The organism is Legionella nagasakiensis, from assembly GCF_900639915.1.
Taxonomy (GTDB): Bacteria; Pseudomonadota; Gammaproteobacteria; order Legionellales; family Legionellaceae; genus Legionella_A; species Legionella_A nagasakiensis.
This window is the reverse complement of sequence record NZ_CAAAID010000008.1, coordinates 21,759-43,272: the sequence shown is the minus strand read 5'-3', so window position 1 is coordinate 43,272 and position 21,514 is coordinate 21,759. Positions and strand designations below refer to the sequence as shown.

Below are 21,514 nucleotides of genomic sequence, written 5' to 3'. Positions count from 1 at the left end.
TATTCTGAAATTAAGTTCGATATTGAGCAATTTTGTCGTGCTCACTAATTTTTGGTTATTCTTCTACACTTTTACAGTACGTTTCACGTATCAATGGTAAAACCAATAGGGAGATTAACATACCAACAGGCAATAATGCCAAAGCGATATGATAGGCTTCAATAGGATAGACTCGAACACCATGAACGATTTCGCCCTTCCACAGTAAATCAAGCATATATCCTATCACGGGTTGGGCAATGGCAATGCCAATCATGTTCATCATATTCATAAAACTCAAACCAGTTGCCACATAGCGTTTATTACACAGCTCTTTTGCTACAGCAAAAGCAGGTAAAAATCCAGCCGAAAAGACACCAAAAACAAACAGGAGAAACTGCATAATGAGACCTGATTCAATTGGGGCATAAATGAAAAGAACACTGCAAACAAGCGCACCAACACTCCCAATGAACATAGGTGGTTTACGACGACCAATACGACCAGAAAATATCCCCCATAATGGACTTGCGACTGCCCAACCAATAAAAACCAATGAAATGTAATTCGCAGCTGTTGCCTTGGCAAGTTGCATTTTAAACATCAAAAAAGGCACACCCCATAAACCACAAAAGACAGGAGTAGCCATATACATCAGGCCACCATAAGTAGCCACTAACCACAACTGCTTGTTTTTTAAAAGCGTCAATAAGCTCTTCAACAATGGATCTTCATCCGCATGCGGCGAGTTATCCGCCTGCCGCTCTCCATGACCTTTGGGCACATCTCTAGCAACCATATAAATAAGACAAGCAAGAACAATCCCAAGACTCCCCATAATAAGCATACTCTGCCGCCAGCCATAGCCATCAATCAAGAGTGCCAAAGGAGTTTCACCTCCAATTGCTCCCAGCATGCCAATCGTCACCATGATTCCAGTGAGTAAAGCAAAACGTTCCGATGAAAACCAATTGGCAGCCAACTTCATCGTACCAACGGCGGCAAAAGCTGAACCGAAGCCAATCATAAGTCGCGCCAAGCAAGCCATATAAAAACTATTCGTTAATCCAAACGCAATGGTGCTGACGGCACAGATAGACGTGGCGATAGTAAGCAATTTTCGGGGACCAAAATAGTCGAGTAGTACCCCCCCTGGCAGCTGCATGGACGCGTAAGAATAAAAATAAACTCCAGATAAAATTCCCAGCGTATGGCTTGTTACTGCAAAATCGCGCATTAACTCTGAGCTCATCACACTAGGAGAGACCTGCAAAAGACATTCATAAAAATAAAAGAGACATCCTAAACCCCACACAATCCAAGGCATAAGTACTTTAAAGCACAACGCATCAGAAGCTGCCGATTGTGGATTGCTGTAAGCCATATGGTCATATCTCCCTTGTTTCATTATAAAAAAGCCTGATACTTAAGCGCTTTAACAAGCGTTTATAATTATCGTTGTTGACATGCGAAATTAAAATATTATCAGCTTGACTACTAATTGTCTATTCTGTGTTCATATATCTACTCATATGTCTATTTGTTATAGGGATGAATTTTCAATTTTGGACTTGACATCCCTGCATGAAAAAGACAAAATCCTCGCCACTTGTGGCTATGTAGCTCAGCCGGTTAGAGCGCGGCACTCATAATGCTGAGGTCGGTGGTTCGAGTCCACCCATAGCCACCATCGCTAACATTTCTATCTGCTTACCTTCGACCTAAAAAGAATCTGCTGATACTTTTTATTCTTAATTAAAGAAACACTGAACCTTATGTCGGGATATCTATTTAAAGAATTTCATTCCCAATAGCAGGAATCGCTGTTATAGATTTTTAATTTTAGTTATTATGAACATAATCAGAATTTGACGGTTGTTCAATGCGAATTTTTTTTGTTTATCTTATTATTCTGTTCTGGTCTTGTGTGATTCATGCAACAGACATTCACATTAAAACCCTCACTAGAGGCAATAAACAGGCTTATCTTGTTGAAATAGGTGCGTTTGCGCAAAAAAAAGAAGCTGAAGAACTTCAGAAACGATTATCAGCCTCCCTAAGACAACCCGTTAGAACAGAGCCCTCAGACGATAAGAGCACCTACTACGTTCAAATTGGACCTATTAGCGACTATGCCGTTGCACTTGATCTTAGAAAAATGATTGCGAGTTCTACTAAAAAAATATCGAATCCCTCTTCCTCAACCGTTGATAAGCCTCCAGTAACCATCGCTGCAAAACCTTCTACAGATACGACTTCATCCACTGAGAAAATATGGAATCTGAGAAACGCAGACATTCGTGCTGTTATTGCCGAAGTTTCTCGGTTGACAAGAAAAAACTTTTTGATTGACCCCCGCGTTCAAGGAAAAATTTCAATTATTTCCAGCACGCCGATGAACGATAAAGAATTATATCAAGCGTTCCTTTCCATGTTGCAAGTCTCCGGTTACGCTGCTGTTCCATCGGGTGATATGATTAAAATCATTCCGAATATTGATGCCAAAACGCAAGCACCAGATTTGCTTAGTCAAATGGCCCGCCCGCCGCGAGGAGATGATATGATGGTCCAAGTCATCCCTGTCCATTACGTGCCTGCCGAACAACTGGTCCCAGTATTGCGACCATTGATGCCACAATGGAGCAGCATATCCGCCTACGCACCTTCCAACATGCTGATTCTATCAGGCCGTGCAAACAATATTAAGCAATTGGCCAACATCATCAAGCAAGTCGATAGCTCAAGTGCGAATGGCATTGACATGGTGCCGCTCAAATATGCTCTGGCTATGGACATTGCCAATACATTAAAGGATCTGGTTAAAACACAACCTGGTTCTCTTCATAGCCAAACAATGATAGCCGCCGATGATCGTAATAATGCAATTCTTATCAGTGGCGGTAAAACCGAGCGCATTCGCTTACGACTGCTTATTTCTCAACTGGACAAATCAGGTCCCTATGGGAACAACAGTAATACACAAGTTATTTATTTAAATTATTTGCGCGCCGAGGACTTAGTTCCCATCCTTGCAGGCATTGCTCAAGCAAGTTTCAGCGGTACAGTTGGAACAACCATTGGTACGATCACCAGGCCGGCATTGGATAGCACCAATCCTGCATCTAATATGGCCAGTGGCTCCTCGAGCAGCGGACAAACGGCCGCGGCCAGCGCTAGTTTTACACCGGCCACTAATCCGCAAGCAACGCCAAATACGACAGGAGCTGTAACTCAAAGTGAAGGAAGTACAAAACCAACGGTACAGATTATTGCTGAACCAAATACAAATTCAATCATTATTAATGCACCAGCTACCCTGATTCGCATGTTGAAATCCGTCATTAGCCAGCTTGATATAAAACCTGCGCAAATATTGATTGAAGCGTTGGTTGCAGAAATCAATGAAAGCGATGTTAATAACTTGGGCATTGAATGGGGAACCGTTGATCAGGAAACATTATCAAATTCCACCTTCCGACCAGGCTTTGCCATTGTTAATTCCAGAACTTCTCTGGATCAGTTTCAAGCACAAATTCATGCACTTGCCAGAGAACGTAAAGCAAACATACTTTCGACTCCCTCCGTTGTTGTTTTAGACAATCGTCAAGCTAAGATTCTTATTGGCAAACAAGTCTCCGTCGCCACATCGTCTTATCCCAATAACGCTGGTGGCACTGCTGCAGGCAGCCCATTTACCACGTTTGATCGGATCAACGTTGCTTTGCATTTATACGTTAGGCCCCAAATTACCCGAGGACAAGGCATTCAAATGCAGATTGATCAGGGAAATGATACTCTTGACCCAAGCAGTTCTCTTGATTCTTCTACCAATCCAATCTTTAACATCAGCGCTATTGTCACCTCCGTCCATGTGGAAAGTGGTAATATCGTTGTCCTCGGAGGACTCGCGCAAGACAGCTTAGGCAATGATGACAATCGCCTACCTATTTTAGGCGACATTCCAGGCATTGGACGACTATTTCAACATAACATTACCAGTCGTGAGAAAAAAGTACTCATGGTCTTTATTCGTCCTCTTATCCTCAGAACAGAACGAGATACCGTACAAGTCACTGGCAGCAAGTACAACGATGTACGTCAGTATCAACTGGAATCTGTACGTGAAGAAGAATATAACGAAAGAAATAAAGACATTGTATTACCGCCGTTGCATGAAGCACGCTTGCCTAAACCATTCTGTCATCCTCCCATTAAACCGCCTGTACCACCCCCTGTACCGCCATCATTGATGGTTACTAAATAGCTATGGATATTCGGGAACAACATTTACCCTATTTATTTGCTAAAAAACATGGCATTGTGGCTGCCGCCGTCGAGGAAGACGGCACTATACTTGTGTATCACTTAGCCAATACACCATTTCAGATTTTTTCTGAAGCCAGACGCATGCTAGGATGTGATTTGAAGCTTCATCAAGTTAACGAAACAGAGTTTCAACAGCACTTAGCCAATTTTTATCAATCTCAATCTTCTATCCTCGATGCCGCCGAAGGGATGCAGGATGAACTGGATTTAAACCAGCTGGCAGGGCAGTTACCTGTCAGTGAAGATCTACTGGACAATCAAGATGATGCACCAATTATTCGCTTGTTAAATGCTTTATTCACTCAAGCCATTAAACAAAAAGCTTCTGATATCCATATCGAAACCTATGAAAATCGCGTTCTAGTACGCAATCGAATCGATGGAGTACTCCAAGAAGTACTTGAGATACAACGTGGTATTGCCCCACTCGTTATTTCACGGGTAAAAGTGATGGCAAAATTGGACATTGCTGAAAAACGTATACCGCAAGATGGCCGAATTGCTTTGCGCGTTGGCGGTCATAATATTGACGTACGCGTATCGACACTTCCTTCCAATCATGGAGAACGAGTGGTATTGAGAATTCTAGACAAACAGTCAGCCCAACTTGATTTAAACTTATTAGGCATGCCAGAAACCATTTTAACTAAAATTCGCCATTTAATTGCACAACCTCATGGAATTTTGTTGGTAACCGGCCCAACAGGCTCAGGAAAAACCACCTCACTGTATGCCATGCTAACTGAATTAAATCAGGTCAGTCGAAATATTTTAACCATTGAAGATCCCATTGAATATGATTTACCCGGCATTGGCCAAACTCAGGTCAATCCCAAAGTACAAATGACGTTTGCCAAAGGTTTACGAGCCATCTTGCGCCAGGATCCTGACGTTGTCATGATAGGAGAAATCCGCGACTTGGAAACGGCTGAAATTGCTGTGCAGGCAAGTCTTACAGGCCACCTGGTACTCTCAACGCTGCATACCAATACTGCTTTGGGTGCTCTCACCCGCTTACATGATATGGGCGTAGAATCTTTTCTATTGTCCTCAAGCATTCTTGGGCTAGTTGCTCAGCGATTGGTAAGAAAATTGTGTAGCCACTGTAAAATTCCGCATGTTTTACGGGATGATGAACGGGAATTAATGAATATTGATAAAGGCACAGATATCTCTCACGTTTATGAACCTCAGGGATGTGATCATTGCAATCAGACCGGTTATCGTGGCCGTTCCGGTATTTATGAACTTATCATCATTGATGAAACCTTACGTGGCATGATCCACAGAAATGAGAGTCTACAATCCATCGAAACATACATTCGCCCGACGATGCCAAGCATTCGCACGGATGGATTTAAATGCGTTTTAGCAGGAGACACTTCTCTGGCAGAAATACTGCGTGTAACCAGCACTTAGCCAGAGTAAGGCTATCTAGCGCAGCAAAGAAACTTCATTTTCTACAACGCCCATAAGTTTATAATTTATGCAAAAATTAGTTATTCCGTCATGCGCCGCCAGGCGGTTCCTTGCGAACCATCTTCCAACTCAATTCCTTGCTCTAAAAGCGCGTGTCTGATTTCATCGGCTCTTGTCCATTCACGGTTTTTTCGTGCCTCATTCCGTTCTTTTATTAGCTTTTCAATAGTCTCTTTATCTGTGTCAGCTAATCCAGCCTGTAAAAATAATTCCGGTGGCTCCTGCAGCAATCCCAATGTTCCTGCAAGCTGTTTCAAGGTTGCAGCAAGCACAGACGACTTTGTTTTATTAATTTCATGACTTAACTGAAAAAGCACGGATAATGCTTCAGGCGTATTGAAATCATCGTTCATCGCAGACACAAATTGCGCCAACCAATCCTTATCTGGTTGCTGCTCAGTGCAATCTATTTCTTTAATAGACTGATATAAACGCAATAATGCCTTATTCGCATTCAAAAGATTTTCTTCTGAATAATTGAGCGGGCTGCGATAATGGCTGCTTAATAAAAAGTAGCGTATGACTTCAGGATGGTGTTTTTTTAATACGTCGGCAATAGTAAAAAAATTGCCAGTTGATTTCGCCATTTTCTCATGATTGACCTGCAACATGCCAACATGAAGCCAATAATTGGCAAATGCATGTCCAGTAGCACCTTCGCTTTGCGCAATTTCATTCTCATGATGCGGAAATTGTAAATCTGCCCCACCCCCATGAATATCAAATTGCTCGCCCAACTCTTCCATCGCCATCGCTGAGCATTCGATATGCCAACCAGGACGTCCATCCCCCCAGGGCGAAGGCCAACTTGGCTCATCCGATTTTGCCATTTTCCATAAAACAAAATCCAGGGGGGAGCGTTTTTCTTTAACCACATCAACACGAGCACCTGCCATCAAACCATCCAAATCCTTATGCGAGAGCTTGCCATAACTGGCAAAACTAGAGACTTGAAAGCAAACATCACCATTATCACTCACATAAGCATGACCATTATCCATCAACCGTTGAATCAGACGAATGATGCTGGCAATATGTTCCGTAGCACGAGGCTCTTGGTCAGGAGGCAATATATTTAATGCCTTCGTATCCGTATGCATCTCAGCAATATATTGCGCTGTCAATGCTTGAATGGATATTCCGCGTTCAAGGGCACGAGTAATGATTTTGTCATCAATGTCGGTGATATTGCGTACAAATTTAACATCATATCCTTGTGTGCGCAAAAAACGAACAATCACATCAAAACATACCATAGAGCGTGCATGTCCCAAATGGCATTGATCATAAACCGTAATGCCGCACACATAGAGACCAATTTTCCCTGGAGAGATGGGAATAAATTCCTCTTTCTTTCGTGTTAATGAATTATAAATCTGTAACATACTTGCTCCAAACTACGATTGTCCCCACGTATCTTTCAAATCCACTACACGATGAAACGCTGTCACGCGGCCATGTTCAATTTCATTGACTGAGTAATAACCCAAACGTTCAAACTGGAATACTTCTCCCAAAGATTGTGAAACCAGTGATGGCTCACACCACCCCTTTAAGATCCGAAATGAATCAGGGTTTAAAAATTGCAAGAAATCATCTTCGCGCCCCGGATTTTCATCTTTAAACAAACGGTCGTATTGATAAATACTAACTGCATGGGCATGCGCAGCGGACACCCAATGAATCACCCCTTTAACTTTTCTGTCCGGAGGATTTTTCCCTAATGTATGTTCATCATAGGTACAACGTAACTCAACCACCTCGCCCTGAGTGTTACGGATGACCTTTTTGCAACGGATCACATAGGCATGACGTAAACGAACTTCAGCGCCAGGAGATAAGCGGAAATAGTTTTTGGGCGCTTCTTCCATAAAATCACTGCGTTCAATATAAATTTCACGGCTAAAAGGAATCACTCGGCTGCCGTATTCAGGATTTTGCGGATGACTTAGTGCACTCAGGTTCTCCACGGTTTGTTCAGGATAATTTTCAATAACAACTTTCAACGGTTCAAGAACACACATAGCACGTTTTGCTGTCTGATTCAGTTCATCACGAACACAAGCCTCCAGTAATGACATGTCGATGATAGAATCGCTGCGTGAAATACCAATCATTTCACAAAACTGACGAATGGCCGCCGGAGGGTAGCCTCGTTTACGCATACCTCGCAGAGTAGGTAAGCGTGGGTCATCCCAGCCACTGACGACCTTTTCTTCAACCAATTGCCTAAGCTTGCGTTTACTGGTTACCGTATGCGACAAATTGAGTCGGGCAAATTCTGTTTGCACGGGCTTTGCAGGAACCGGCAAATGATCAATAAACCAATCATACAGTGGGCGATGATCTTGAAATTCCAACGTACACAGAGAATGGGTAATTTTTTCCAAGGCATCTGAAAGCGGATGTGCATAATCATACATTGGATAAATACACCAATCATTCCCCGTACGTTGATGGCGTGCATGACGAATTCGGTATAAAACGGGGTCACGCATATTCAGGTTGCCGGATTGCATGTCAATACGTGCACGCAACACATGCGTTCCATCCGCAAATTCTCCAGCTTTCATCCGTGAAAATAAATCAAGATTTTCTGCCATTGAACGGTTTCGATACGGACTTTCACGTCCGGGCTCCTGCAATGTTCCACGATAGACACGAATCTCTTCCATGCTTAAGCTATCTACATACGCCAATCCTTTCTCAATTAAAATAACTGCAAAATCATATAATTGCTGATAATAATCCGCCGAGTGAGTTAAAGCATACCAATTAAAACCCAACCAGCGCACATCATCAATGATGGCATGGACGTATTCTTCCTCTTCCTTGATGGGATTGGTATCATCAAAGCGGAGAAAACATCGCCCACTAAATTCTTCTGCCAAACCAAAATTCAGACAAATTGACTTAGCATGCCCTATATGCAGATAACCATTCGGCTCAGGAGGAAAACGGGTTACTATTTCTCTATGTTTACCGCTCGCTAAATCTTCATTAATTAATTGTCTGATAAAATGAGGTCGTTTTTCACTGTGTTCGTTCATGACTTACTTCCAATATCCATTGCTTGTCGCATGTTATTGATGATCGCTGCACCAGCCTTGATTGCATCTTTATTTTCAAGGTATGCCTGTTGTATTTGTTCAATCAATGCTGCCCCTACAATGACACCATCAGCAAACTGAGAAACACGGGCCGCCATGTCAGGAGTTTTAATACCAAAACCAACCATGACAGGCAGCTTACTATGAGTTTTTCGGTGTTGATACTGTTCTTGAACCGAATTCAATTCAAACGTATCAGCCCCTGTCACACCTTTCAACGAGACGTAATAAAGATAACCACGAGCATAAGCCGTAATCAATTTCATACGTTCATTCGTCGTTGTCGGTGAACATAAATAAATATTATATAGATCAGCCTCTTGCCAAATAAGTGTAATATCATGGCTTTCTTCCGGAGGTAAATCCACAAGAATTGTACCGTCAACGCCAACTTCTTTGGCTTGAGTAGCAAAGGCTTCATAGCCATATTGTTCAATCGGATTAAGATAGCCCATAAGTATAATTGGAGTTTCATTATCTTTTTGCCGAAAGTCTTTCACCATAGACAATACATTGGCGCAATGAATTCCATGAGTAAGTGCTCTTTCCATAGCGGCCTGAATCACAGGCCCTTCTGCCATCGGGTCGGAAAAAGGAATGCCTATTTCCAAAATATCCGCTCCCGCATCCACTAAAGCGTGCATAAGCGGCACCATCATATCAGGTTCAGGATCACCAGCGGTGATGTATGGACTTAATACTTTTTTTCCTGATTCACGCAGCCGGGTAAGTGTTTGATCGATGCGATTCATAAAGATATCTTCTCCAAGTCTGCTACCGTATGAATATCCTTATCACCACGTCCTGATAGATTAACAATAATTTGCTGTTGTTTATCCATTTGCTTTGCCAATTTTAACGCATACGCAACTGCATGACTGGATTCAAGCGCAGGAATAATGCCTTCAATCCTAGATAAAAGATGAAAAGCGCTTAAAGCCTCATCATCATTAATAGCGACATACTGCACACGACCAATGTCTTTAAGATAAGCATGCTCAGGACCCACCCCAGGATAATCAAGACCTGCAGAGATAGAATGAGTATCTTGAATCTGACCATGTTCATCGCATAGCAAATACGTTCGATTGCCATGTAAAATACCAGGTTTTCCCCCCAACAGTGATGCCGCATGTTGGCCAGTTTCAATGCCTTTACCACCAGCTTCTACACCATACATGGCCACCGTCTCATCTTGTAAAAAAGGATAAAATAAACCTATAGCATTTGAACCACCACCAACACAAGCCACCAACGCATCCGGTAATTGCCCTGTTTTTTCAAACAATTGTGAACGTGCTTCCTGGCCAATAATGGATTGAAAATCACGTACCATCTGTGGGTAAGGATGAGGGCCAGCAACCGTCCCTATAATGTAAAATGTATTATCAACATGACTCACCCAATCACGCATCGCTTCATTTAATGCATCCTTCAATGTTTTTGAACCTGCATGAACTGGCACTACTTCCGCACCAAGAAGTTTCATACGATAAACATTACTTGATTGACGCATCACATCTTCGGCGCCCATATAAACCACACATTCAAGCCCTAATTTTGCCGCAACGGTTGCCGAAGCAACACCATGCTGACCTGCGCCGGTCTCTGCAATAATACGCTTTTTACCCATACGTTGAGCAAGTAAAGCTTGTCCTACCGTATTGTTAATTTTATGGGCACCTGTATGATTCAAATCTTCTCTCTTTAAGTAGATTTGTGCGCCGTTTGCATAGCTCGTTAATCCTTGCGCGTGATAAAGAGGTGTTGAGCGGCCTACATAATCCTTTAACTCTGCAGTGAACTCTGCCCAAAACGTTGAGTCACAACGAACCGCTTGATACACTTCTTGCAATTCCTGAATGGCAGACATTAAGGTATCTGCGACAAAAACACCACCATACTGCCCAAAATGGCCCACTTCATCAGGAAGCTCTATTTTGCTCATCCTTTCTCCTATACTTCTCATCACAATAATCTCATGCTGGCTGTCATAGATCATCTCGCAATTAAAGACGTTATTACTCCAAGCAAAACTTATAAGAAGCGTTGAATACTTCTCTCTTTTACCAAGTTCTTATTGAGTACTATCTTTTTAAATCCGTCAATTTGCTTAAGCTGAACAGCAGGCACGGACAAATTGGTTCATCTTGACATGATCTTTAATGCCAGGAGATAACTCTACGCCACTACACACATCCACCGCATAGATTGCCGCCCTAGAAGTGGCTTTCCTTACATTTTCGGCATTCAAACCACCTGCAAGAATAAATGGCTTGGAATAAGATTGCGGAATAATTTCCCAATCAAATGTTTTGCCACTTCCCCCATAGGTTGAACCCGATGGAGTATCAAGTAATATTGCATCCGCCTGCGGATGACATTCCGCTTCTTGTCGAAGGTATTCAACTGAAATAGCCGGCACAGCTTTTATATATGGCCGTGAAAATTGCGAGCAAAATTCAGGAGATTCATCACCATGAAATTGTAAATAATGGACAGGCATCTCCGCAAGCACATGCCTCACCAATTCAATCTCAGGATTTACAAATACAGCAATCACATCAACAAAAAGCGGCAATGCTTTCAATATTGCTTTCCCCTGCTCCGGATTAATATAACGCGCACTTTGTGGATAAAAAATCAAACCAATTGCATCAACACCTAACATGCCTGCATAAACAATGTCTTCAGCACGAGTCATGCCACACATTTTGATGCGTGTACGATACATCGATTAAGACTCCCACAGAAATATCGGTCCTGAGGGACTTTTAATGATCCCAAACTCCTGGGGGTAAGTTACTTCGATCATATAAAGACCATACGGAGGCGCCGTTTCAGCACCTAATTTTCGATCTTTTGCATGTAAAACATCCTTGACCCAAGAAACAGGCTTACGATTGGAACCCACTGCAATAAGAACGCCAGCAATATTTCTTACCATATGATGCAAAAAAGCATTGGCGCAAATATCAATAATAATGATGTCGCCATGACGCCAAACCTGTAAACTGTGGACATTTCGCATCGGAGTTTTGGACTGGCATTCTATTGAGCGAAAAGAAGTGAAATCCTGCTCACCTAAAAGGTACTGGCCTGCTTCATGCATCAACCGATGATCAAGTTGCCGGTACTGCCATGTCACATTGCCGCGCAATAAGGCTGGTCTTATGGAAGAATTATAAATAACATAACGATAACGCCGTGATAAAGCAGAATAACGTGCATGAAAATGCTCAGGCATTTCTCTGCCCCACTTCACACATACATCTTTAGGCAAAAATGCATTAGCCCCATGAATCCATGAGCGAATGGCACGTTCTTTTTGGCAATCAAAATGAATAATCTGGCTTGTTGCATGCACGCCGGTATCTGTTCTGCCAGCACACACCACGCTGACATCATGATCAGCGACGTTACTTAATGCATTTTCTAATACTTGCTGAACGGTACGCAGGCCGGCTTGCGCTTGCCAGCCATGATACTGGCTCCCATCGTATTCAACCATTAAGGCAATACGCATATCCGCAATTCCCGCTAAAAACGGCCAATGTATAACACTGGAAAGAGTTTGTCTAGATTCTGTAGTATTTTCGCTAAACTGAACAGATATTCACAGAAACATACGGCCTTTTAATTAGACTCTAGATCATCCAACAAACGCTTAGCTTCTTGTTTTTGCTCTTCGCTGCCATAATCCAATACTTCCTGCAAAGATTGTCGCGCCGCGGCATAATCTTCCATACTGATGTAGGTTTTTGCTAAATCAAGCAACGTGTCCAAAGCCCGTTTACTTTTTACTGGTTTTGATTCCTTGATCTCTGAATTAGCTGTCAATTGATCTTCTGGTTCTGGTTCTGGCTCTGGCTCTGGCTCTGGCTCTAGCTCTGGCTCTGGCTCTGGCTCTAGCTCTAGCTCTAGCTCTGGTTTTGGTTCTGGTTCTGGTTCTGGTTCTGGTTCTGGTTCTGGTTCTGGTTCTGGTTCTGGTTCTGGTTCTGGTTCTGGTTCTGGTTCTGGTTCTGGTTCTGGTTCTGGTTCTGGTTCTGGTTCTGGTTCAACCGGATTTAAATCAAAATCAATTGTATTTTCATCCTGTTCTTTTTCATCAACGACACCTACTGGCTTTGATGCTAATTGAACAGGTTCCTCATCAACACTTGGTTTTATTTCTTGCGGCTGTACCGGTTCGTATTCAATAACATAATCGTGAACTGCTTCTTCTTTTTGCGTGTCATTCTCTTGCTTATCCATCGTATCTTCATGCAAATTCAAATCTTCTGATGGTGTATTGTATTTGGATATTTCTGGCAAGTGTTCCTCAGGATCAGCACTTACTTCAGGTTCTTCCATATCAAGGCTCTCTTCTGAGGCTGGCTCAAAAGATAACGGTTTTTCTTTATCAGTCTCCGGCACAGGCATTACCGATGGAACCTTTTCATTGACACCAACACCAGGCTCATTATCCACAGAAAATTGCGCCTTATTCTTCTTGTCTTCTTTTAACCAAAACCACCAATAACTGATACCACTGCCAGCAATAACCAACATTAACAATAATAACCACCATAACCATTGATAGCTTGTTTCTGTTTCATGCTGAACAGCATTAACCTGTCCCGCAACTCCTTGTCTTATCATGAGAGAACGGACTTGTTCTCGCAATTGCTGCATTTCTTGTTCACGTTGCACTAACTGTTGTTGCAAACGTTTATTTTCTGCCTGAAGCAAGCGTAATTGCTCATTCAGTAAGGCATTCGTCTCCCTAACTGATTCAATCGCAGCCACAGCAATATCCATCTCCACCTTTCTATTACCTCGTTGTGTCGACTGATTCATGCCAGTCAACGTTCCTGGAGCCACATCATCACTAGCCGATAAAAATGAAGCCACTTTAGGTAGAATTGAAGAAACATAATTTATAGAAGCATTGGTTGCTGCAGGCTCGGGGGTCATCGATAAAGATGGCAATTTTGAAACTTGATGGCTTTCCTCTTTGACTGATCCAGTTTCAACAAGTTTCCCATCAATATATGGGGGCAATAAAACATGTTGTATCGGCTGTTTTAATTGCCATGCATTATCATGAGCATAAACTTCCAATTTTGCCTGTTTTTCCGGCACCTTGTTAACTACCTCACTGTCGGGAATGATTAATTTAATTCCTGCTTTAAGACCATTTAAATTGCCTTGCTCAAAAGCCTGGGGATTTACACCAACCATAGCAAGAATCATCTGCTGCAATGTAACATCTGGTGTTTTATAACGCTGAGCGATTTGCCAAATACTCTCTCCAGCCATTGTTGGGCCATACACCATTGTCTCACGTGATTTTTTACTTGCATCAGGCGCATGATCAACGTAACTTATAACTTCTTTCTCCAAGACTCCAGAGCGATGAGAAGTAGATTGATAAGTTTGACGTTTTCCTGCTGCACTGCGCGTTATGTTTTTGGTAGCAACCAACTGATACGCGGGAGGATCAAGTAACACCGTATAAGCACGATAGACTTGCCCATTGGCCCAAGCCAAATCCACCAAAATTTCCAAGTAGGGCTCAGAGATTCTCTCTAATGACTGTACCCGTATAATAGGCTTTCCTGACTGATTTTTTTCCATACGAAACGTCAATAAATCCAAGATGTAATTGCGCTCAAAACCTATGCGTTGAAAATCCTCAACAGAAGCAAGGTTTACTCTGATTCCAGCTAATGGCGTATTCCCTACATCAATTAAATTGATTTCAGCATCAAATGGCTGGTTTAAGTAAGAATGGACGGTCATCTCTCCCAAACCAATAGAAAAAACAGCGATAGGAAACGCTAACAGGAGGAGAAACGTATGCAGTAGAATTTTTTTCAACCAGCGCTCCCTGGACCTCAAAGCAATTAACACATTAATTGTTCAATAAAATTAGCATTATACGATGTACGATTCAACTCTCATTCATTAGGGTCTGTTGACATTTCATTTTGCGAAGCGAAAAGTTGGATGATTGAATGTCACTGTGCGTTCGAATGAGACGAATTAGCAGCCGCAAACAAACTCTACCATACGCTTTAATTAAGCAGATTCAATACGATTTTGCCTATCAGTCAATTGAATCGCATGACTTTAATCGTTGCTTAGTCCTCGCAGATATTTCATAATCTGTGGCTTATCAACACAAAGTACAGAAAATGACCGCATCATTATTGGCTGGTAAACCAGTTGCATCTGCTATGATGCAGAATATAAAGCAAGCTGTTATAGCGCGCACACGGCTAGGTCATCGTCCACCAGGCCTCGCTGTGATTCTTGTTGGGACTGACCCAGCTTCCCTAATTTATGTTACCAATAAACGTAAAGCATGTCTTGAAGTTGGATTTAATTCCTATGCTTATGATCTTCCTGAACAAACCACCGAAGAAGATCTTTTAACGCTCATCGATCAATTAAATGAAACCAAGGATATTGATGGCATTTTGGTGCAGTTGCCTTTGCCTAACCACATTCGTACAACAGCCGTCATTGAAAGAATTAACCCAACAAAAGATGTGGATGGATTCCATCCCTATAACTTAGGAAGACTTGCACAAGGCAATCCTCAGCTTAGGCCTTGTACGCCTTATGGCATTATACAAATGCTTGCTTACTATCAATTAACCGTATCAGGCAAGCATGCCGTTGTGGTTGGGGCATCAAATATTGTAGGCCGCCCCATGGCACTTGAACTTTTACTTGCTAAAGCAACCGCCACCATATGTCATCGCGCCACTCGCCATTTGGAACGTCATGTGCGCATGGCAGATGTTGTTATCATAGCAACAGGCATACCCGATGTCATTGATACTAACTGGTTGAATAAAGAACAAATTATCATTGATGTCGGAATACATCGTAAAGAAGATGGAAGTTTGCGTGGCGATATTGAGTTTGCCCTTGCAAAAGACAAGGTGGCATGGATAACTCCTGTGCCTGGTGGTGTAGGTCCAATGACCATCAGCACCTTATTAAAAAATACATTGTACGCAACAACTGATTTACATAAGTAGCCTAAACGGTGTGAAAAATCTACCGCTCAAGCTCATCCCAATCAAACTCGCCATCCAATTCGTCTTCGAATTCTTCTCTCAGGCGTTTACGCTCCAGTCTATCTTCAATCATTTTTCGAATACGTTTTTTATGCTCCGACTCATCAACCGGATTGAATTCCTCAAATTCTTCATCGTGATTTAAATCAGAGAAAACTTGGCTCTCATCATAACCTTTATGCAAGCTCATAACAGCCTCCGGATTTTTCTTATAGATTATAAAAAGTATAGTGCAATAAATTAGAATCTGTCTTACAAATGGATTGACAGAACGTTATACTTAATATCGATGAACAAAAAATACACAAATTAGGACAAAAGACTTGGAGGAAATATGGCCATCATTGCACTTCCTGCCTTTAAGGATAATTACATATGGGCGATCATAAATGAATCAAAACATACTTTCATTTGTATTGATCCCGGTGAGGCCAAACCAATATTATCTTATGCTAAAAATAATCAACTGAGTTTGACGCACCTTCTAATTACTCATCATCATCCCGATCATATCGATGGCGTTGCTGAATTATTGCAAGTATTCCCAAAAACGATTGTTTACGGCCCCAATGATGCAAGGCTGCCACAAATCAATTTCATGGTACGCAATGAAGACATCATTCCAATTGATCATTACGATTTTCGTATTTTAAGCACGCCCGGACATACCTCCTCTCATATTTGTTATCAAGAGCCAAGCAAAAACTGGTTATTTTGCGGTGATACTTTATTTTCAGCAGGATGTGGGCGCGTATTTGATGGCACCATGGAAGATTTATACCGGTCTCTTCTTTTGTTAAAGAAATTGCCTAAAGATACCCAAATCTATTGTGCTCATGAATACACTCGACAAAATTTGCGATTTGCCGCAATCATTGAACCTGACAATCATACAATCGAGTCTTATCGAGCCCATCTTATGAAACATCCTAATCAATGCTCATTACCTTCAACCCTGAGATTAGAAAAAAAAATTAATCCATTTTTAAGGACAGACACTCAGGCATTACAGACATTTGCGCAAAAAGAAGGCATCAATCCCTTTGACCAATTTGCAATCTTTAGGCACTTACGCAAAAAAAAGGATAATTTTCAATAATAAAACCAATCAAAAAGATATAATTTTGCACTTAAAGATCATAAATTTTTCAAAAAAGGTTTATTGCTTCCTACTTTTTTAGTAGACTGCTTTTTCCTTATTCTAGTCTGGATTATTAATTTGAAGTTTAAGTCACTTATTATACTTTACTTATGCCTCACTCTATCCAGTTTGAATGTTTTTGTTACGGCGGCTTTTGCCTACTCAGCTCCTAACGTATGGGACGTTTTACGCAAGCAATTCTCACTTAACCATGAAGTTACCCGTCCTGAAGTACAGAATCAAATTCGCTGGATCATCGCCCATCCAAGTTATCTGCAAAAATTAGCGCGTTCAGAACCTTATATTTATCACATAATCACGGAAATCAAAAAACGGAAGATGCCTGGAGAAATTGCACTGATTCCTATGATAGAAAGTGCTTATGATCCCTTTGCCTATTCCGGAGCAGGCGCTGCGGGTCTTTGGCAGCTCATGCCAGGAACAGGTACGGGACTAGGATTAAAACAGGATTGGTGGTATGACGGTCGCCGAAGTATTGGCCCTGCTACAGATGCGGCACTTAATTATCTAAGCTATTTGAATAAATTTTTTAATGGTAACTGGTTGCTTGCTTTCGCTGCTTATGACTCTGGTGAAGGAACGATTGGCCGACTTATTAAAAATAGCCGGCAACAACGCAATATCAGTTTTTGGTCCTTACCGGTTCCACAGGAAACGAAAGCCTATATCCCAAGATTGCTTGCCTTAGCAGCAATTATTCAAAATCCACAACGATATCACGCCCAGTTACCAGAAATTCCTCATGTACCTTATTTTGAAGAAGTCAATATTGGCAGTCAAATTGATTTAAGCCATGCTGCAAAACTTGCTGGCATTTCTTATAAGGAATTAATTAAATTAAATCCTGGGTATAACCGTTGGGCTACTGCACCTTATCGACCTTATAAATTATTGATTCCCGTTGATCGCGTGGAAGATTTCAGTCGAAATCTAGCCAATTTGCCAGAAGAAAAACGTGTCAGCTGGACTCGTCATCAAGTCAGCGCTGGAGATAATCTTACTCTTATTGCACAACGATACCATACTACCGTCAATTTGATAAAAGAATTAAATCAGTTAAAAACAAACTCCGTCAAAAAAGGCCAATTTGTTCTCGTACCAGGTAATAAACATGCTGCACTCCCCTCATCTTCGGGGTCATCCTTGTCTTCTAAAAATAGCTCAAATTTTGGTGCAATAAACTATTATAAGGTCATTCATATTGTTCAAAAAAACGATTCATATTCACAATTAGAAAAAAAATATGGTGTGACTGAACATGACATCAGAAAATGGAATAACTTGGGCGCACATCCTTTGCACCGTGGGCAGCAACTTATCATTTGGAAACACAACAATAGAGGTTCGTATATCATTAAGAAAGGCGATACTTTAAGTTCCATCGCCAAGCGTTTCCATACAAAGGTTAGTTTGATAATGCAGCTAAATCCTCAGCTTAAAAAACATTTGCTTAAACCTGGACAAAAAATAATACTCGGTTAAAGTTAGATAGGCGCCTGTCTTTGTCTGGTTGTGCAATGATTTAACTTATATAATAATAAAAAACGATTTATTTTTGCAATAACTATATTTTTTGACAAAAACTGACTTGCAAGATGGCATAAAATCGTGTGTTATACTTAATATATTGATAAGAGCTTATCTAACACAATGAAATTACTACTTGATTTTTTTCCTATCCTGATATTTTTTGTCTGTTATAAATTTTTTGGAATATACACTGCTACCGCCGTAGCGATGATCGCCTCTCTTATCCAAGTGATATTTTACCGCATAAAAAACCAGTGTTATGAAAAAATGCACCTTATCAGCTTAGTCTTAATCATGGTCTTGGGTGGAGCAACCCTGTTTTTTCATAATCCTTGGTTTATTAAATGGAAACCAACGGGAATCTATTGGCTTTCCTCACTGGTATTTCTCGGGTCATCTATGATTGGTAAAAAACCACTCATTCAAAAAATGATGGATGGAAATATTAGTTTGCCATCTAAAATATGGCGTCGATTAAATGTCGCCTGGGCCGTATTTTTTATGGTAATGGGAGCGCTTAATCTGTACGTAGCCTACTATTTCGATACAGATTTTTGGGTTAATTTCAAACTATTCGGTGGTGCAGGTTTTACCCTGCTTTTTATCTTTCTTCAAGCAATTTATTTGACACGGCACTTAATTGAGAAAGATCTGGAACAACAACCCTCCAGAGACTCACACTAAGTTGACCAAATAATATGAGGAGCATGAATGCGATTGCTACTGATTGAAGACGATGAATTACTTGGCGATGCCGTCAAGACCGGCTTAACTCAGTTTGGCTACGTTGTAGACTGGTTAAAAGACGGAGAAGCCGCACGTGCCGCCTTGAAATCAGAATCGTTCGAGCTGATTATTCTAGACTTAGGCTTGCCAAAACTATCAGGAATCAGCCTGTTGCAATCGATTCGTCATGAAGGAAATACCACACCTGTTATTATTTTAACAGCACGAGAATCCGTAGAGAGTCGCGTTAAAGGATTGGATAGTGGTGCTGATGACTATATAATTAAACCATTTGACTTGAATGAACTCAGCGCAAGAGTCCGTGCCTTGATAAGACGCTCGCAAGGGCGGGCAGACAGCGTTCTGCAATATCGCAATGTAATCCTCGATCCGGCGGCGCATTCTGTTACCGTAGACGATGTCATTATCAATGTTCCAAGACGTGAATTTGCCTTACTGCAAAAACTATTGGAAAACAGTGGTCATGTTTTATCGCGGGAGCAGTTAATGCAAAGTATTTATGGATGGGATGAAGATGTAGACAGTAACGCCCTGGAAGTACATATTCATAATTTACGGAAAAAACTTAATGCCAATTATATTCGTACTATACGAGGGGTAGGCTATATGGCAGAAAAAAATACCGAAAAAAGTGAAGGGATTTAACCTGTTTTTTTGGAGTATTTAGTTAAATCATAACAGGCCCTGGTCGTGAAATCTTCTATACGTAAATTTTTATTAATCAACTTGTTGCTGGCAATCACAATCACCACGACTCTGACTGCTATAGGAAACTATTATCTTGATCAAAAAGACATTCAAGAGCATCTGGATACATTAATGGCCGTTTCAGCGCTCTCCTATCAAGCCCTGTTAGGAGATGATGTCCATCAACGTCCTTTATTTAAAATACAAAATACGTTAAATACGATTCCTAAAAAAGTAAAAACTTATTACGATCGCCTGCTCATTAAAGATGATGCCCCTGAGCATTACCTGGATAAATTCAGTTTTCAAGTCTGGACTGATGGTGGAAAACTATTACTGCACTCATCCAGTGCACCAAAACTTCCGTTGACTGAAGATACGGATGGATTCAGTGATAAACTTCTTGATAAACAAAAATGGCGTGTCTTCACAACTTATAATGATAAAGCAGGAATACGTACTGTCTTAGGTGAACGCTATGATACCCGCAATGAGCTGGGACAACGGATCGCTCAGGACGATCTCTACATCATGTTGCTCACTTTCCCATTATCCGGCCTGTTAATTTGGATTATTATTGGTAGAGGACTAGATAGTTTAGACAGAGTAGCGCAGGAAGTGGCTAACCGCGCCCCAAATCATTTGGAGCCTGTTAATATCAAAGAAGTTCCGGAAGAAATAAAACCGGTCATTGATGAATTAAACAAGCTATTTTATCGTTTGAAGCAAGGCTTTGAGCGTGAGAAACGTTTTGCCGCCGATGCAGCTCATGAACTTCGTACCCCTCTTGCCGCCCTTAAAGCACAAGCTCAAGTTGCCCTAAACACAAATAATATGGATGAAAAAAATGTGGCTCTACAAAAGCTCATTGCCAGCGTTAATCGCAGCACTCATATTGTTCAACAATTATTAATAATGAGCAAGTTAGTTCCAGAAGCAGAAACCATCAATGATCTCGATGAAGTAAATATGGCAAAAATTGCTCGTGACGTATTAGCGATGCTGGCACCAACTGCCGTCGAAAAGCAAATTGAACTTGAATTTGAACATGATGAACAAACACCCAATTTTACAGGAAATCCCACAGCAATCAGTATATTGATTCGTAATCTAGTAGATAATGCCATACGCTACTCGAAAGAGCGCAGCCAAGTCATCGTGCGCGTATACCAAGAGCAGAACGAAGCAATACTTGAAGTTCGCGACAATGGTCCAGGTATTCCAGCCGAACTGCAATCTCGTGTTTTCGAACGGTTTTTCCGCGTACTTGGCAATAAGAGTCCTGGAAGTGGCCTTGGACTCGCCATCGTACAACAGATATGCGCCTTACATAATGGTCGAGTCACCCTGGAATCACCAAAAGAAGGAACAGGTTTAATAGTAAAAGTTTATTTTCCAATCACCGCAAAACAAGACTAATA

At 41.4% G+C, this 21,514-nt stretch carries 17 protein-coding genes and 1 tRNA gene; 9 read left to right on the top strand and 9 right to left on the bottom strand.

The features are described 5' to 3' along the window. Nucleotides 1-55 precede the first annotated feature (55 nt). On the bottom strand, nucleotides 56-1,363 hold the full coding sequence (locus tag E1O52_RS08030) for an MFS transporter (protein WP_133128266.1): 1,308 nt from the start codon (nucleotides 1,361-1,363) through the stop codon (nucleotides 56-58). A 229-nt stretch (nucleotides 1,364-1,592) separates the two neighbouring features. On the opposite strand from E1O52_RS08030, the gene E1O52_RS08025 reads away from it, so the two are divergent. From E1O52_RS08025 to lspE, 3 genes are all read left to right on the top strand, one after another. After that, nucleotides 1,593-1,669: transfer RNA gene (locus E1O52_RS08025), tRNA-Met, on the top strand. Between the two features lie 192 nt (nucleotides 1,670-1,861). Beyond that, a complete protein-coding gene (lspD, locus tag E1O52_RS08020) occupies nucleotides 1,862-4,243 on the top strand; it encodes a GspD family T2SS secretin variant LspD (protein WP_133128194.1) in 2,382 nt (793 codons plus the stop codon). Between the two features lie 2 nt (nucleotides 4,244-4,245). Then, entirely contained in the window at nucleotides 4,246-5,724 is a 1,479-nt protein-coding gene (gene lspE, locus E1O52_RS08015; protein WP_133128193.1) for a GspE family T2SS ATPase variant LspE, read from the top strand. A gap of 80 nt (nucleotides 5,725-5,804) precedes the next feature. On the opposite strand, the gene cysS is transcribed toward lspE, so the two are convergent. The 7 genes from cysS to E1O52_RS07980 form a co-directional block, all read right to left on the bottom strand. Then, on the bottom strand, nucleotides 5,805-7,169 hold the full coding sequence (gene cysS / locus E1O52_RS08010; RefSeq protein ID WP_133128192.1) for a cysteine--tRNA ligase: 1,365 nt from the start codon (nucleotides 7,167-7,169) through the stop codon (nucleotides 5,805-5,807). A 12-nt stretch (nucleotides 7,170-7,181) separates the two neighbouring features. Then, on the bottom strand, nucleotides 7,182-8,834 hold the full coding sequence (locus tag E1O52_RS08005) for a glutamine--tRNA ligase/YqeY domain fusion protein (RefSeq protein ID WP_133128191.1): 1,653 nt from the start codon (nucleotides 8,832-8,834) through the stop codon (nucleotides 7,182-7,184). Further along, nucleotides 8,831-9,646, bottom strand: coding sequence for a tryptophan synthase subunit alpha (gene trpA, locus E1O52_RS08000; protein ID WP_133128190.1), 816 nt, complete (start codon nucleotides 9,644-9,646; stop codon nucleotides 8,831-8,833). The genes E1O52_RS08005 and trpA overlap by 4 nt, the downstream gene beginning before the upstream one ends. After that, nucleotides 9,643-10,842 (bottom strand): tryptophan synthase subunit beta, encoded by a 1,200-nt coding sequence (gene trpB, locus E1O52_RS07995; protein ID WP_133128189.1) that lies wholly within the window; start codon nucleotides 10,840-10,842, stop codon nucleotides 9,643-9,645. The genes trpA and trpB overlap by 4 nt, the downstream gene beginning before the upstream one ends. A gap of 165 nt (nucleotides 10,843-11,007) precedes the next feature. Then, entirely contained in the window at nucleotides 11,008-11,628 is a 621-nt protein-coding gene (locus tag E1O52_RS07990; protein WP_242602202.1) for a phosphoribosylanthranilate isomerase, read from the bottom strand. Nucleotides 11,629-11,631: 3 nt separating this feature from the next. After that, the gene (gene truA, locus E1O52_RS07985; RefSeq protein ID WP_133128188.1) at nucleotides 11,632-12,420 is read right to left on the bottom strand and encodes a tRNA pseudouridine(38-40) synthase TruA; all 789 of its coding nucleotides are present in this window, start codon (nucleotides 12,418-12,420) and stop codon (nucleotides 11,632-11,634) included. Nucleotides 12,421-12,530: 110 nt separating this feature from the next. After that, nucleotides 12,531-14,756 (bottom strand): motility hub landmark protein FimV, encoded by a 2,226-nt coding sequence (locus tag E1O52_RS07980; RefSeq protein WP_133128187.1) that lies wholly within the window; start codon nucleotides 14,754-14,756, stop codon nucleotides 12,531-12,533. 317 nt (nucleotides 14,757-15,073) lie between these two features. Here E1O52_RS07980 and folD point away from each other — a divergent pair, with 317 nt between their 5' ends. Beyond that, entirely contained in the window at nucleotides 15,074-15,928 is an 855-nt protein-coding gene (gene folD, locus E1O52_RS07975; RefSeq protein WP_133128186.1) for a bifunctional methylenetetrahydrofolate dehydrogenase/methenyltetrahydrofolate cyclohydrolase FolD, read from the top strand. Between the two features lie 19 nt (nucleotides 15,929-15,947). On the opposite strand, the gene E1O52_RS07970 is transcribed toward folD, so the two are convergent. After that, the gene (locus E1O52_RS07970) at nucleotides 15,948-16,157 is read right to left on the bottom strand and encodes a PA3496 family putative envelope integrity protein (protein WP_133128185.1); all 210 of its coding nucleotides are present in this window, start codon (nucleotides 16,155-16,157) and stop codon (nucleotides 15,948-15,950) included. A gap of 144 nt (nucleotides 16,158-16,301) precedes the next feature. Here E1O52_RS07970 and gloB point away from each other — a divergent pair, with 144 nt between their 5' ends. From gloB to E1O52_RS07945, 5 genes are all read left to right on the top strand, one after another. Then, entirely contained in the window at nucleotides 16,302-17,066 is a 765-nt protein-coding gene (gene gloB, locus E1O52_RS07965) for a hydroxyacylglutathione hydrolase (protein WP_133128184.1), read from the top strand. A gap of 111 nt (nucleotides 17,067-17,177) precedes the next feature. Then, nucleotides 17,178-18,611 (top strand): lytic transglycosylase, encoded by a 1,434-nt coding sequence (locus tag E1O52_RS07960; RefSeq protein WP_423202723.1) that lies wholly within the window; start codon nucleotides 17,178-17,180, stop codon nucleotides 18,609-18,611. A gap of 168 nt (nucleotides 18,612-18,779) precedes the next feature. Then, nucleotides 18,780-19,343 (top strand): septation protein A, encoded by a 564-nt coding sequence (locus E1O52_RS07955; protein WP_133128183.1) that lies wholly within the window; start codon nucleotides 18,780-18,782, stop codon nucleotides 19,341-19,343. 27 nt (nucleotides 19,344-19,370) lie between these two features. Continuing rightward, complete coding sequence (locus E1O52_RS07950; protein ID WP_133128182.1) at nucleotides 19,371-20,051, top strand: response regulator; 681 nt, start codon at nucleotides 19,371-19,373, stop codon at nucleotides 20,049-20,051. Between the two features lie 45 nt (nucleotides 20,052-20,096). Beyond that, entirely contained in the window at nucleotides 20,097-21,512 is a 1,416-nt protein-coding gene (locus tag E1O52_RS07945; RefSeq protein WP_133128181.1) for an ATP-binding protein, read from the top strand. The last annotated feature ends 2 nt before the right edge of the window (nucleotides 21,513-21,514 follow it).